This window comes from Acinetobacter sp. S54 (genome assembly GCF_016624945.1).
Lineage (GTDB): Bacteria > Pseudomonadota > Gammaproteobacteria > Pseudomonadales > Moraxellaceae > Acinetobacter.
Genome location: NZ_JACVUI010000005.1, coordinates 78,520 through 92,761, shown reverse-complemented (window position 1 = coordinate 92,761; position 14,242 = coordinate 78,520). Strand labels below are relative to the sequence as shown.

Below are 14,242 nucleotides of genomic sequence, written 5' to 3'. Positions count from 1 at the left end.
GCCGTTTTTACACAAAGTTTTGATTTAAGCTTTTGGCAGCGTCACGCCCACTTGCCCCTGATATTTGCCACCACGATCTTTATATGACGTTTCACAGACTTCATCACTTTCAAAAAATAGCATTTGCGCTACACCTTCTCCTGCATAAATACGTGCAGGTAAATTGGTGGTATTAGAAAATTCAAGAGTTACATGACCTTCCCACTCAGGTTCTAGTGGAGTTACGTTTACAATGATTCCGCAACGTGCGTAAGTCGATTTACCTAAACAAATGGTTAATACATTGCGAGGAATGCGGAAATACTCAACAGTACGCGCCAACGCAAAAGAATTCGGAGGAATGATGCAAACATCTGACTCAATATCGATAAAACTCTTTTCATCAAAGTTTTTTGGATCAACAATGGCAGAATGAACGTTGGTAAAAACTTTAAACTCAGGAGCGCAACGCACGTCGTACCCATAGCTTGACACGCCATAGGAGATCAGTTTTTCGCCTTGTTTATTAAAACGAACCTGATTTTCAGCATACGGTTCAATCATGCCGTGTTTTTCGCTCATCTCGCGAATCCAGCGATCAGACTTAATTGCCATTTGTTTATCCCAATACTTAAGATTTTACTGTCGGCTACTTTAACGTAATTCAACTCTAATGAAAATCATTCGATGAAATGAACAACGTATTGACAGCAAATTTAAAACTTTAAAATTGCAGAATAACTTAGTGGAATAGAAAAGCTAACGAGAACCAAAGACGCCGTACGCTGTAAGTTACGGGCATTAAGCCAATAAATTTTATTAGATGCAAGCAAAGAACCAATAAAAATCCAGAATACTGCAATCGGTAAAATCATAGCTAAAAAAGCCAAAATATGAACTAAATACGTTTGCATATTTATCCATGCACTGGCTGGAAAAATAGCCGAAGCAAATAACAAAGCTTTAGGATTCAATAAAGTTGCGCAGAATAACTCGCGGGGACGAATTGTAGGCTGATTTAAATTTAATTCGATATCAGCAGTGCGCCATAATTTAATCGCAAGATACAAGATATAAAATGCGCTTAAAAGTTTTAAGATCGTGGGCAAAAGTGCAAATGTTTTGGCGACATGATCAATCATCATCCCCCACGTGCTGATTGCAATAATATAACCAATGGCTTCAGCTGGAATAAGTTTAATTGAACGACGCACGCCCATCTGTATACCAGATGATGCCAATAAAGTATTAGTTGGGCCGGGAGTGAGAAGCAGTGCAGCCACAAGGCCGACAAAAATCCATGAAATCATAAAATGACCTCACCATGTAATTTCGCCAGACTAATCCAAACTGTTGAAAGAAGCAAAATAAACTTGAATAAGCCTTTGAAAAAATAATCAGAAATTTTTAAAAAGATTATAAAATCACGTAATTAATTGATTAGACTGCGGAGTCAATATTTTATGAGAAATCCTTTCGATTAACTTTTAATGTAAAACAGTCTAAGTACATGATAGCAATACGCTTATTTTTTAATCTTGAATTTTGGCACAAAGGCCTAACATATATAGGGAATTGACTTCGGACAGGTTAAGGCGTAATTTATAACCATCAGTCTTTAGTGTTTTCTTTTTAACCCATACTTAAATCTTGTTTTAAGCTTTGGCTAAGTTTTCACTCTCACTATGTCTGTATTAGAAACTTATAATCAATCTAGTTCATTGATTTATAAGATATACACAGGCAACATTCTCCGAACATCAGTCTATGGCAAAGCAATTTTTTCAATCCTGGCTTCCTTCTCCACAGAAAGTCTCCAGCCTGAAATTTATGCGGATTTTTGGTCAAAAAACCTTAAATCCTGTGCTTTGGTATGTCAATCGCAAATCCATTGCTAAAGCAGTCTTTATTGGAACATTTTTTGGATTACTGCCTATTCCATTTCATAGCATTTTTATTGTAGCCGCTATTTTATATTTTGAAGTAAATTTACCTTTAGGCTTGGCACTGGCCTGGCTAAGTAATCCTTTTACTCTTGTCCCGATTTTGTATATTGGTTTTTGGATTGGCTCACAAATTTTTCATGTACACATGATCAATAAAGAAATGATGTTGGGCGTATTACACCAGATTTGTAATTGGGTCAAACACTTTGGGCATGGTCATATTGATCTGAGTCTTGCCAAAATTTTAATGTCCGGGTTAGTTATAGAAGCTTTTGTTGTCGCTGTGCTTTTATATCTTCTCACTGAAATTTTTTGGCGTTTAAGTGTCTACCGTCATTGGAAAAAACGTAAGACAAATCACGTTAAATCTTTATCGATTACCCATCACAAGACCACATCTTAATTTTTATTGATATTGGCTTTTCATATATTCTTCGGCGACCTGTAGTACAAAATCCTGACACGCTTCTCCGGTCCCTACATCGTATCCTCCTTGATTGACCATATGATTGGATACCACTCGAATACTCATAAATGGAACTTTAAATTGACTGGCAATTTGTGCCACTGATGCAGCTTCCATTTCTTCAACAGACGTTCCATAGTGATTATAAAAAAAATGGATACGATCGAGTTCACTATTCCAGACATCAGCTGAACCAATCGTTCCTTCAACCACTTTACCTTTGGTGTAAAAATGTTGAATACGATGAGCCGCTGCCATTAATTTAGGATCTGCCTCAAACCTACGAATGGCAATGGGTTCTGGATCCGTTTCATCTTCAGGCAATACGTCAAATGCTTCAATCCAGTCAAGTGTGCTTGATCCCTTTCCAACAAGTTTCGATGGCGTTTTAAATGCGCCGATATTGATGGAATATTTGCCTAAAACAATGTCGTAAACATTTAATTTAGGATCATGTCCCCCCGATGTTCCCTGATTAATGATCGCAATTGGATGATAACGTTCTATGGCAATCGCCGTTGCAGCAGCAGAGTTGCTCATGCCCATCCGTGTTTTAGAAATAATCATAGGATAACCTTGATAACTTCCTCGCCAAAACGTCCAACCACCGATGGTTTCAATCAAAACATTATTTAGTTTGGATGCCATACGTTCGGATTCGACGGGTAAGGCTCCCTGAATAATAATCGGTGCTAATTGTTGTTCTAGTTTATGATGATTCATAACCGAATATCCTTTCTTACACAGCTTGGTGAGAGGAAAACATATAAAATCGCAGCAGGGCGCATTTTTAAAGGATTTTTCCGAAATATTTTTATTCGATAAATATTTAGCAATTCTCATACCATGCTATATCTTAAAAATGTGTTGTATTTATATCTAAAATAAAGCCTGAAATCTTATGTTTTCAGGCTTTTGAATAAGGGTGCTTAAAAAATTCGTTTATCATCACGCTGACGTTGGGGTTGTTTTTGTAGCTGCTGCCACACTGCATCTGCGATTTTGATATAACTCTCAGCCGTATCATCCATTGCAATGACACTCGGTTTACCAATATCTGCATTTTCACGAATTTGCACATTTAAAGGTAATCGACCCAATAGAGGAATGTGATATTGAGCAGACAGTTTATCCCCCCCCCCTACCCCAAAGATTTGTTCTTCATAACCACAATTTGAACAAATATGGGTCGACATATTTTCAATTACGCCCAAAACAGGAATATTCACTCGGTTAAACAATTCGATACCCTTGGTTGCATCCATAAGTGCAACATTTTGTGGTGTAGTGACAATCACTGCACCCGTCACAGGAATACGTTGTGCCAGTGTGAGTTGAATATCGCCAGTACCCGGTGGCATATCAATAACCAATACATCCAGATCTGGCCATAAGGTTTGGTTGAACAATTGCATCAATGCCCCAGTCGCTTTTGGCCCACGCCATGCCACAGGTGTATTATGGTCACCTGTAAGATGGCCAATTGAAAGTACCGCCATACCATAAGCATCTAACGGAACAAAATGTTCATTTTCAATCATAGGAGTTTTGCCAGCATTGCCCAACATAGTTGGAATGCTAGGCCCATAAATATCGGCATCCAAAACCCCAACTTTAAGCCCTCGTTGCTGTAAAGCTAATGCAAGATTTACTGTTGTCGTTGATTTTCCTACCCCACCCTTACCAGACGATACGACAATCACATTCTTAATACGCGGATGCGCAGCGACATCACGCTGTTTAGGTGCAGCTTTTTGAATAGGTGGATTATTCGGATCATTTGTGATTTGGGCAGAAGCATCAACAACTGGAGGTAAGTGTGTAGCTGGGGCGAAGTTATGAGTATTGTGTGATTGATCCTGTCCCAACTTCGCTGATTTTTGCTGGATAACATGTAAATTCAGTTCTTCGATTCCACATTTGTATAATGCAGCCGCAAGATCATCATGGATTTGTTGTAGATGATCAGCTTCTTGCGGATAGGTATTAATCGTTAACTGTAATATACGACCTTCAACATTGACCTGCGTAATTCGATCTTTAAGAAAGTATTCAGATTGTGGAAGCTGGTAGTGCTGTAAAATGGTCTGGATTTCTTCTTCTTTTACCTCTTGCGCAGGTGAAAAAGCTGATTTTAATGAAGAAAGCCACGACATATATTTTACTCCATATATGGAATTTTAAACTGAACGACTGATAGTTTAGCAGTATTATTTTATAGGCGCGTACTTGATTTTACTGATATGGTTTGAATAAATATTTTATAAACAAACTGCCCATATCAATATGAGCAGTTATTTAAGACAATTTCGTCATGTGGGAGATAGACGAACATTAGGTTTTATCGTCGCCCTTAATTTTGTGAAGCACATCAGTTGCACTTTTTTTAAGCTCATCAAATTTGTGGCTAGCCTGAGCTTTTAATTCATCAAACTTTTCCGCAGCATCATGTTTAAGTTCATTCGCTTTCAATTTAGCTTCATCTAGTTTATGACTAGCTTCCGTTTTAAACTGATCATATTTTTCCTGAGCATCCTGTTTGGTCTCATCCCATTTGTTTTTAGCCTGATCAATCTTTTCATCGGTGGAGGCTTTATTTTCAGCATAGTGTTCAGATGCATCATTTTTTAAGTCATCCAACGCTTTTTCGCCTTTCAGTTTAGCTTCTTCGGCTTTATGCTTAAGATTGTCCAACGCTTTTTCACCTTCGATTTTCGCTTCTTGCGCTTTGTATTTAGCTTCATCACCAAGCTCACTTGCTTTGGCTTTTAAATCATCGAGTTTATTTTCAGTTGTCATTATTTCGCCCTCATTGTTGATTTTAAAATTTTAGGAACATGCTCAGTTGCACGGTTCAATGTGATTGAATCTAATTTAGTTATACATGGGTTTAGATTTTTTTTAAGTGAAAACTGCAATTTGAAACAAAGCACATACAGGATGTATCTAAGCTTTTTCGAGTATAAATAATGCATACAAAGCTTAAAATCTTATCGGTTCGATTTAGTCATTTTTACAATAGAATATTCACTTATCAGTTAAAATATTTAGAACTTAAAACCGTGAGTACCGATCCGCTATACGACTGTCATTAAGAAAAAAAATTATCCACTTGAGTGATGAAAAAATGACTAAAAAGGGAAAATATCTGTCTGGCTTTTTCGGCATTTTTTAACCATAAAAACCACGATTCAGAATGATGGATGGAAGCAGCAGAATAATGGATCAAAAACTACCCATTAAGTTACTTTGAAAAGCAGTTGAGATTAAAAAACTTATTTTAGCTCAAAAGTAAATATTTCCATTTTAACTCCCTTAACCAAGTTAAACCTATAAACCCATGATTAAAATATATTTTTTACTTCTTACTTATTAATTCCAACACGGGACAAATCTTGCTTTGTTTTCCCCTGCTCAGTTAGAATCATTGACCTTCTGATGAATACGAATGAGAGAATGAAATCCGTGCGTAAAATTTTAGTCACCAACGCTCTTCCTTATGCCAATGGCCCGATCCATATGGGTCACTTACTCGGTTATATCCAAGCGGATATCTGGGTTCGTGCCATGCGCGCTATGGGACATGACGTGACTTATGTCTGCGCGGATGATGCTCATGGCACAGCGATTATGCTACGTGCTGAAGCCAATGGAATTACACCAGAACAGCAAATTGCCAATGTCCAAAAAGAACATGAACGGGATTTTGCTGGTTTTGGTATCAGTTTTGATCATTATGATTCGACACATAGCGAGACTAATAAATCCCGCTCTCAGGAAATTTATTTAAAAAACCGTGATGCTGACAATATCGCTATTCGCCCTGTAACCCAACTTTTTGATCCTGAAAAACAGATGTTTTTATCGGATCGATTTATTAAGGGTACGTGTCCTAAATGTAAATCACCGGATCAATACGGCGATAGCTGTGAAGTATGTGGTACGACCTATAATGCGACTGAATTAATCGATCCACGTTCGACTCTAAGTGGTGCAACACCTATAGAAAAATCTTCAGATCATTATTTTTTTAAGCTACCCAATTTTTCTGAATATTTACAAAAATGGACGCGAGACACAGGCCGTTTGCCTGTATCTATTGCAAATAAACTGGATGAATGGTTTGAAGCAGGTCTAGCAGATTGGGACATTTCCCGTGACGCACCCTATTTCGGTTTTGAAATTCCGGATGCTCCCAACAAATATTTTTATGTGTGGGTCGATGCACCGATTGGCTATATGTCAAGTTTTGAAAATTACATCAAAACTAAACGTCCCGATTTAAATTTTGATGATTACTGGAAAAAAGACAGTGAAAATGAGGTTTATCACTTCATTGGTAAGGACATTGTTTATTTTCATGCTTTATTCTGGCCTGCTATGCTCGAAGGCGCAAACTACCGTACCCCTACTGGTTTGTTTGTGAATGGATTCCTGACTGTAAACGGTCAAAAAATGTCGAAATCGCGTGGCACGTTTATTAAGGCAGAAACCTATCTGGAACATTTGAACCCAGAATATCTACGCTATTACTTTGCATCTAAGCTTTCTGACAAAGTTGAAGATTCAGATTTAAATCTGGATGATTTTATTCAGAAAGTAAACTCAGATCTGGTGGGCAAAGTCGTAAACATTGCGAGCCGTTGTGCTAAGTTTATCAATAAAGACTTTAATCACACTTTGTCAGGGAATTGCGCTGAATTAGAGCTGGTACAAAGCTTTATTGATGCAGGTGATTCCATTGCCAAAGCTTATGAAGAGCGTGAATTTAGCGCGGCAATTCGTGAGATTATGTCGTTGGCAGATCGTGCAAATCAGTATATTGATGAGAAAAAACCTTGGGCCTTAGCTAAAATTGAAGGCGAAGAACAGCAGGTTCATGATGTATGTTCTGTCGGGATTAATCTGTTCCGTCAATTAGCAATTTATCTGGCGCCAGTGTTACCAAAACTTGCAAACGAAGTTCAAACGTTTTTACAACTTGAAAGTTTTGATTTTGCATCTCGTAAACAGGTCTTAGTAAATCACGAAATTGCTCAGTTTGAGCCATTGATGCAACGTGTTGATCCAAAAGCTGTGACTGCAATGGTGGATGCATCAAAAGATTCTTTAGCTGCTGCCGAAGCACCAAAAGCAGAGAAGAAAAAAGAAAAGAACGTTGTGGATAAAAAGCCTGAGCCTAAAGTGGGTGAAGCAGAAATTATCGGCATTGAAGATTTTATGAAAATTGATCTTCGTGTGGCAGAAGTTTTAGATGCTGCAACTGTTGAAGGTTCTGACAAACTTCTGCAACTGACTTTAAATGTCGGCGAGGCTGAACCACGTAATGTGTTTAGTGGTATCCGCGGTTCTTATGCACCAGAGGACTTAAAAGGTAAACTGGTAGTGATGGTAGCAAACCTCGCGCCTCGTAAAATGCGTTTTGGTATTTCAAATGGAATGGTACTGGCTGCGGGAAATAGCGAAGCAATTTTTGTGATTTCGCCTGATAGCGGTGCAAAACCTGGCGATAAAGTTTCTTAAGATTTAGTTTTAAACAAAAAGCCTTTACACCCGTGTAGGGGCTTTTTTACTTTTCATCTTTACGATTACATGCTAAAAAATAAACAAATCAACTAGATTAGCGAATATTTATAAATGAATAAAACACTTGCATTAGCTTTGTTAGGCTCAAGTTTCTTCAGTTTTTCAGCATTAGCAGTCAGTCCACAAATACCAGCTCAGCAACAAAAACAGGTGGCAGGTTTTTATCAATATCAAGCAGGTGATGTACAAATTACGGCGCTTCTCGATGGTACAAACTTTATGTCACCTGCCCTTTTTAAAGACATTTCGCAGAAGCAAGTGCTTGAAATTTTAAAAAAATATTATGCGGATCAAGCTAAAGGTGTGCAAACTTCCATCAACGCATTTCTTGTCAATACAGGGAAATCTTTGGTATTAGTGGATAGTGGTGCTGCAAGCTGTTTTGGACCACATCTGGGTTCGATTATGAAAAATTTAATTGCTTCAGGATACAAGCCTGAACAAGTCGACACGATTTTACTGACTCATTTACATCCAGATCATGTTTGTGGCATTAGCAAAGATGGAGTCGCAAATTTTCCAAATGCTACAGTATACGTATCACAAGATGAAGTTGATTATTGGCTAAAACCAGATCAAGTTAAAAAATTACCTAAAGAAAAACAGGATGGTTATTTAAATACAGTCAAAATGATTCAACAAGCGGTCGCACCCTATCAAGCTAAACAGCGTTTTAAAACTTATAAACTTGGCGATGAAATTCAAGGGTTTAAAGTAATTAATACCGCGGGTCATACACCGGGGCATTTTAGCTATGAGCTCAAAACTAAAGATGAAACGGTAGTTTTTATTGGTGATATTGTGCATTCTCATACGGTGCAATTTGATCAGCCTACAACAGCAATTGAATATGATATAGATCCCAAACAAGCCGTCCAAACCCGCTTAAAACAGTTTGCCAATTTTGCTAAAAATGGCCAGACCATTGCTGCTCCACATTTACCATTTCCAGGAATTGGACATATTTATTCGGCAGATGGTAAAAGCTATCAATGGGTTCCTATACATTTCAAAGATTGATTTATTATTTTTGCCTCAACACGCATCTTTCTAAGCATGTGATGCTGACAGGGAAATCAATTCACGATATTGATTTTCCTGTCAGGCGATCTGCTTTATGCGTAAATAGTTTCAGTAAATCTCTGATTGAGCTTTTCCACCAACAATTTTGGCTGAACTGCTTGCGGCACATGTCCTGTGCGCATGGTAATCACCTGTAAATTTTTGGGTTGCAACTGTTGCATCAAACGCTGCATATTAATCGATAAAGACTGATCATAGACGGCTTCCACATAAATACGAGGAACTGTACCAAAGCGCTCAAATGTTAAAGTGGGTTTTAAATCGCGCCCAGTTTCAGGCTGTGGTCTAAGTTTATCAATTAAGTGTTCTGCTAAAACAGCCTCACAATCTTGCAAAAAGATTTTTTTTGCACCTTCATGACTCACAATGCTATAGCCCTCTTCAGTAAACGTCAGATAAGGTGAAATTCCTGCAAAATCCTCATCTGGAAAATATTGTTCGCACAGTTTTTTAAAATCTAGAAAACTCATTTCAGAAGGCAGCATCATTCCAACTAAATAGACTAGGCTTTTAATTAAGTCAGGGATTCGTTCTGCCACTGCTGAAATGGTTAAACCACCCCCACTATGTCCGAGTAGTACCACTGGCTCTCCAATCTGTTGAATCGCCTCTACCACGAACTCACAATAAGAAGTTTGATTGGCAGGAAATTGTATTTTGGTATTCCAACCATTATCAGGTAAATCAAGTGCGTGTACAGTCCAGCCTGTTTGTTCCAATAATGGCTTAATCAAATCAAATGACCAACTGCCCTGCCACGCGCCATGTACCAATACTATATGTTTAGCCATAGGTTCTCCGGTACATTTCAATATGATGCTGTTCCACTGTAGTCGGTGCAAATAGTGCAGGTTCCTTTTCAGTTTTACAGTTGGGTAAACATTCCACTTGATAATCTGGATTACCACCAAAGAAAAAAGGAACGGAATATCGTTGCTTACCTGATTTATTAATCACCCGATGCAAAGTTGATTTAAAATGATTATTCGTCCAACGTGCGATTAAATCCCCTAGATTGATGACATACGTCCCTTCAATCGGCGGAGCATCGATCCAGCTTTCACTATTTTTATCCCACACTTGCAGTCCTCCTTGCTGATCTTGAAGCAATAAGGTTAATGCCCCAAAATCAGTATGTGCGCCGCACCCTTTTTCATTTGGTTCAGGGTTAGCAGGCTGAGGTGGATAATGCAGTAACCGCAAAGTCACGAGAGCATCCTGACAGAAATCATCAAAGTAATTTTCTGCTAGTGACAACGACAATGCCAAACCTCGCATGAGATATTTTGCCAATACTTCAAGTTCAGCCTGATAATGCTGCATAGTGTTTGCAAATTCAGGAAACTGTTCAGGCCATTGATTTGGTCCGTGATTAAAACGCTTTGCTAAAACAGCCTGACTGTCTAATGCATATTCGCGTCCTGCATAGAAACCTTCTTTTAAATCTGCGGGAGTTCCTGCTTCTAGCGTTTGATTTTTTAAAGGTTCATAACCACGATTGGCAATTGAATTTTTCTTATGTACTTTTTCTTTTTCATCCATCGATAAATCAAAGAATTGTCTGCTTTGTTCAAAGACCACCTGCTGTAACGCTGTAGAAATTCCATGATTTGAAATATAAAAGAAGCCTTTATCTTGGCAGGCTTGTTTCATTTGTTGTGCTACTGCCTGACGGTCTTGCAAATCTGAACTAAATAGACCTGATACATCAATCACAGGAATTGAAACACGCATAGCTTACTCCATCATCTAGACTTATTTATTGCTCTGACTCAGTCCAGATTGAGCAATTGCTGTGCCACGAATAGAGACTGTCTCTGTTATATGTATTTTCATATTTTTAAATTTATGTTTATTTAAATAATTAGAAGATGGCATGCATGTTGCAAATTTTACCCTGTCACACAAAGTTAAAAGGGTTTTGATATGCACAGTGAATCTAAAGCAACCTCTCCTGAACATGAACATCTTGGAGTGGGTAAAAACTTAACCTATGGTTTTCAGCACGTACTGACTATGTATGGTGGTCTGATTGCTGCACCATTAGTTGTAGGTCTTGGTATTGGGTTATCTCAGGCAGATATCGGTCTACTGATCACTGCGTCAATTCTGGTTGCTGGCTTGGCAACTTTGCTACAGACACTTGGCTTTAAATGGTTTGGTTCAAAACTGCCTATCGTACAAGGGACATCTTTTGCTGCCGTGGCGAGTATGATCGCGATTGGATCAAATGGAGGAAGTTTCCAGTCCATTCTTGGTGCAATTATGGTCAGTTCTGTTTTTGGAATCATTATTGCACCATTTTTTTCCAAAATCGTGCGTTTCTTCCCGCCAATCGTGACAGGTTCCATTATTGCCATTATTGGAATCTCACTGCTGCCTGTGGCAATACGTTGGATTATGGGCGGTAACCCCAAAGCAGAAAACTGGGGTTCTATTGAAAACTTAGGCTTAGCCACCTTAACTTTAGTATTTCTGTTGTTATTGACTAAGTTTGGTTCGGCAGCGATTAAACGTTTAGCCGTTTTACTGTCTATCGTGTTTGGTGCGGTTTTCGCATTTGCTTTAGGCTTGGCTGATTTCTCTAAAGTCGGTGACGGCGCATGGATGGCATTTCCTAATATTTTAGGTTTTGGTATGCCTGTATTTGAGTGGCCTGCGATTTTATCAATGTGTATTGTCACCATTGTCATTTTGACAGAAACCACAGCAAGCCTTTTAGCCATTGGTGAGATTGTGGATACCAAAGTAGATAATCATCGTATCGCGGATGGTTTACGTGCAGATATGCTTTCCTCAGCACTTGCGCCTTTTTTTGGAGCATTCATGCAATGTGCATTTGTACAAAACGTGGGCTTGGTTGCTATTACAGGCGTTAAAAGTCGTTTTGTGGTCGCCACGGCGGGAGGTATCTTAGTAGTACTTGGCTTGCTGCCTGTATTTGGTCGTTTGGTGGCTTCTATTCCAATGCCTGTATTGGGTGGTGCCGGTTTAGTGCTATTTGGTAGTGTTGCGGTCAGTGGAATTCGTACCTTATCTAAAGTAGATTATCAAATCCAATCCAATTTAATTATTGTGGCTGTTTCACTTGCCTCAGGTCTGATTCCCTTGATTAGTCCAGAATTTTTCCACGCAATGCCAAGTGCAATTCAAACGCTATTCCATTCAGGTATCAGTATTACCTGTATCATGGCAGTTCTGCTTAACCTGTTCTTTAATCACTTAAATGTAGGGAAAGAAGTGGTTTTAAAACAGGCATTAAATGAAAATCCATCCACGATTCAAAACCGTTCTTAATTGAATTAAAAAAATAATCCTTCAAACTTTGTGGAATGCCAGTCAATTCATGTGACTGGCATTTAAATTTTTAGATATATAAAGCGAATTAAAACACTTTTATCTTCTTTATATCTTTTTATGTATATCAATTATATCCACGCTCAAAATCGTACAAATTGGTACATGCATTGCTTTTCTCACATCAATCAATCAATGAGAAATCAACATGTCACGTCTCTGGATCAAGCACCCTCTTGCGATTTTTACCGCAAATCAACATGATGGAAGTCATGGCATAGTCATTGAAGATGGCAAAATTGTCGAACTCGTTGCTCAAGGTAAAATACCGACTCATCCGATTGACCACGTCTTTGATGCACGAGAGTGTGTGGTCATTCCAGGGCTAATTAACTCACATCATCATTTTTATCAAACACTTACTCGAGCATGGGCTCCTGTAGTCAATACTCCGTTGTTTCCGTGGTTAAAAAATTTATATCCAGTTTGGGCAAAACTTACCCCTGAACAGTTGCATCTTGCAACACAGGTGGCTTTAGCAGAATTGGTCATGTCTGGCTGTACCTTTGCCGCTGATCATCATTATTTATTTCCACAACAATTAACAGATGCGATTGATATACAAGTACAAGCCGCCCAGATGTTAGGTATTCGTGTAATGCTCACACGCGGTTCAATGAGTCTGGGAGAAGAATCAGGCGGTTTACCTCCTCAGCATACCGTGCAGCAAATGGATCAAATTTTGCTGGATTCAGAACGTCTGGTGCAAAAATATCATCAACGTGATGCAACTGCGATGGTTAATATTGCACTTGCCCCGTGTTCTCCATTTTCAGTCACCCCAGAAATTATGCGCGAAAGTGCAGCAATGGCAGAGCGTCTGGATGTACGCCTACATACCCACCTCGCAGAAACATTAGATGAAGAAGCATTTTGTCTAGAGATGTTTGGAATGAGAACGGTAGACTATCTGGAAAGTGTAGGCTGGTTAAATGATCGAACATGGCTCGCGCATGGCATCCATTTTAATACTGAAGAAATACAGCGTTTAGGCGGTGCAGAAGTTGGTATTTGTCACTGCCCCCATTCCAATATGCGGCTCGCGTCTGGCATTTGCCCCACTTTAGATTTAATGCGGGCTGGTGCAAATATTGGTTTAGGCGTAGACGGTTCTGCTTCTGGAGACGCTTCAAATCTAATTCTGGAAACCCGCCAAGCTCTGTATTTACAGCGTTTAAAATACGGTGCAGAAAAAATCACGCCAGAACTGGCACTCGGCTGGGCAACAAAAGGCTCAGCAAAACTTCTAGGGCGTCATCAACATCTTGGAGAAATAACGGTGGGTCATCAAGCCGACTTTGCATTTTATAAACTAGATGAACTAAAATTTTCAGGAAGCCATGATCCAATTGCCGCTTTATTACTGTGTGGTGCAGATCAAGCTGAACATGTTATGGTCGGTGGCAAATGGATCGTCAAAGATCGACAATTACTTCATATTGATATAGAGAAGTTACAAGCTGAACATCGTAAAGCAGCCAAGAAATTATTAGCGGCTTAAGCGCATTCTCAGAGACTTTTAAAAAGTCTCTTTTCCTCAGTTTAATGACTGGTCTCTTTTACTTCAATGTTATTGGCCAATAATGGCTGCAGTTTGAAATCTTTCTCATATACTGGCATTCCCGCAATACTCATACTGCGAGCTGCTTTCGGAGGCTGCACATTATCTTTGAAGTCACACCCCATCAAACCAGCACCTGAACTCACGACAAAGACATATAGAAATATCCTTTTCATATGACCACCTGATTGTTCTGATTATTTTTAAAGTCAGCTTAGCACAAACTGATTAAAGCATGAGCAAAAAAGCATTTCAAATTATATA

13 protein-coding genes are annotated in these 14,242 nt (G+C 38.8%); 5 read left to right on the top strand and 8 right to left on the bottom strand.

What is annotated here, in order from left to right; genetic code table 11:
• Nucleotides 1-24: 24 nt before the first annotated feature.
• Both dcd and IAE20_RS09810 read right to left on the bottom strand, forming a co-directional pair.
• Complete coding sequence (gene dcd / locus IAE20_RS09815) at nt 25-594, bottom strand: dCTP deaminase (protein ID WP_200461006.1); 570 nt, start codon at nt 592-594, stop codon at nt 25-27.
• 101 nt (nt 595-695) lie between these two features.
• On the bottom strand, nt 696-1,289 hold the full coding sequence (locus IAE20_RS09810) for a LysE family translocator (protein WP_200461005.1): 594 nt from the start codon (nt 1,287-1,289) through the stop codon (nt 696-698).
• Nucleotides 1,290-1,746: 457 nt separating this feature from the next.
• Between IAE20_RS09810 and IAE20_RS09805 the strand changes: the two genes are divergently transcribed.
• Complete coding sequence (locus IAE20_RS09805; protein WP_200461004.1) at nt 1,747-2,328, top strand: DUF2062 domain-containing protein; 582 nt, start codon at nt 1,747-1,749, stop codon at nt 2,326-2,328.
• A gap of 3 nt (nt 2,329-2,331) precedes the next feature.
• Here IAE20_RS09805 and IAE20_RS09800 read toward each other — a convergent pair whose 3' ends face one another.
• The 3 genes from IAE20_RS09800 to IAE20_RS09790 form a co-directional block, all read right to left on the bottom strand.
• Nucleotides 2,332-3,234, bottom strand: coding sequence for a 5'-methylthioadenosine/S-adenosylhomocysteine nucleosidase (locus tag IAE20_RS09800; RefSeq protein ID WP_413784492.1), 903 nt, complete (start codon nt 3,232-3,234; stop codon nt 2,332-2,334).
• A gap of 86 nt (nt 3,235-3,320) precedes the next feature.
• Nucleotides 3,321-4,547, bottom strand: coding sequence for an iron-sulfur cluster carrier protein ApbC (gene apbC, locus IAE20_RS09795; RefSeq protein WP_200461002.1), 1,227 nt, complete (start codon nt 4,545-4,547; stop codon nt 3,321-3,323).
• A 178-nt stretch (nt 4,548-4,725) separates the two neighbouring features.
• Complete coding sequence (locus IAE20_RS09790; RefSeq protein ID WP_200482517.1) at nt 4,726-5,190, bottom strand: hypothetical protein; 465 nt, start codon at nt 5,188-5,190, stop codon at nt 4,726-4,728.
• Between the two features lie 657 nt (nt 5,191-5,847).
• Here IAE20_RS09790 and metG point away from each other — a divergent pair.
• Both metG and IAE20_RS09780 read left to right on the top strand, forming a co-directional pair.
• Nucleotides 5,848-7,914 carry a methionine--tRNA ligase gene (metG, locus tag IAE20_RS09785; RefSeq protein ID WP_227611072.1) on the top strand — a complete coding sequence of 689 codons (2,067 nt, stop codon included), beginning with the start codon at nt 5,848-5,850 and terminating at the stop codon, nt 7,912-7,914.
• Nucleotides 7,915-8,028: 114 nt separating this feature from the next.
• Nucleotides 8,029-8,997 carry an MBL fold metallo-hydrolase gene (locus tag IAE20_RS09780; protein ID WP_200482516.1) on the top strand — a complete coding sequence of 323 codons (969 nt, stop codon included), beginning with the start codon at nt 8,029-8,031 and terminating at the stop codon, nt 8,995-8,997.
• A gap of 95 nt (nt 8,998-9,092) precedes the next feature.
• Here the strand turns inward: IAE20_RS09780 and IAE20_RS09775 are convergent, their stop codons facing one another.
• Together IAE20_RS09775 and IAE20_RS09770 are read right to left on the bottom strand one after the other, a co-directional pair.
• Nucleotides 9,093-9,851: an alpha/beta fold hydrolase gene (locus IAE20_RS09775; protein ID WP_200460999.1), complete on the bottom strand. Its 759-nt coding sequence runs from the start codon at nt 9,849-9,851 to the stop codon at nt 9,093-9,095.
• Nucleotides 9,844-10,794, bottom strand: a complete 951-nt coding sequence (locus IAE20_RS09770; RefSeq protein WP_200460998.1) for an isopenicillin N synthase family dioxygenase — start codon at nt 10,792-10,794, stop codon at nt 9,844-9,846. Before IAE20_RS09770 ends, IAE20_RS09775 begins: the two co-directional genes overlap by 8 nt.
• 192 nt (nt 10,795-10,986) lie before the next feature.
• Between IAE20_RS09770 and IAE20_RS09765 the strand changes: the two genes are divergently transcribed.
• Both IAE20_RS09765 and IAE20_RS09760 read left to right on the top strand, forming a co-directional pair.
• Nucleotides 10,987-12,357: a nucleobase:cation symporter-2 family protein gene (locus IAE20_RS09765; protein ID WP_200460997.1), complete on the top strand. Its 1,371-nt coding sequence runs from the start codon at nt 10,987-10,989 to the stop codon at nt 12,355-12,357.
• 208 nt (nt 12,358-12,565) lie between these two features.
• Nucleotides 12,566-13,918: an 8-oxoguanine deaminase gene (locus IAE20_RS09760; protein WP_227611056.1), complete on the top strand. Its 1,353-nt coding sequence runs from the start codon at nt 12,566-12,568 to the stop codon at nt 13,916-13,918.
• Between the two features lie 41 nt (nt 13,919-13,959).
• Here the strand turns inward: IAE20_RS09760 and IAE20_RS09755 are convergent, their stop codons facing one another.
• Complete coding sequence (locus tag IAE20_RS09755; RefSeq protein ID WP_200460996.1) at nt 13,960-14,154, bottom strand: NF038215 family lipoprotein; 195 nt, start codon at nt 14,152-14,154, stop codon at nt 13,960-13,962.
• Between the last annotated feature and the right edge of the window lie 88 nt (nt 14,155-14,242).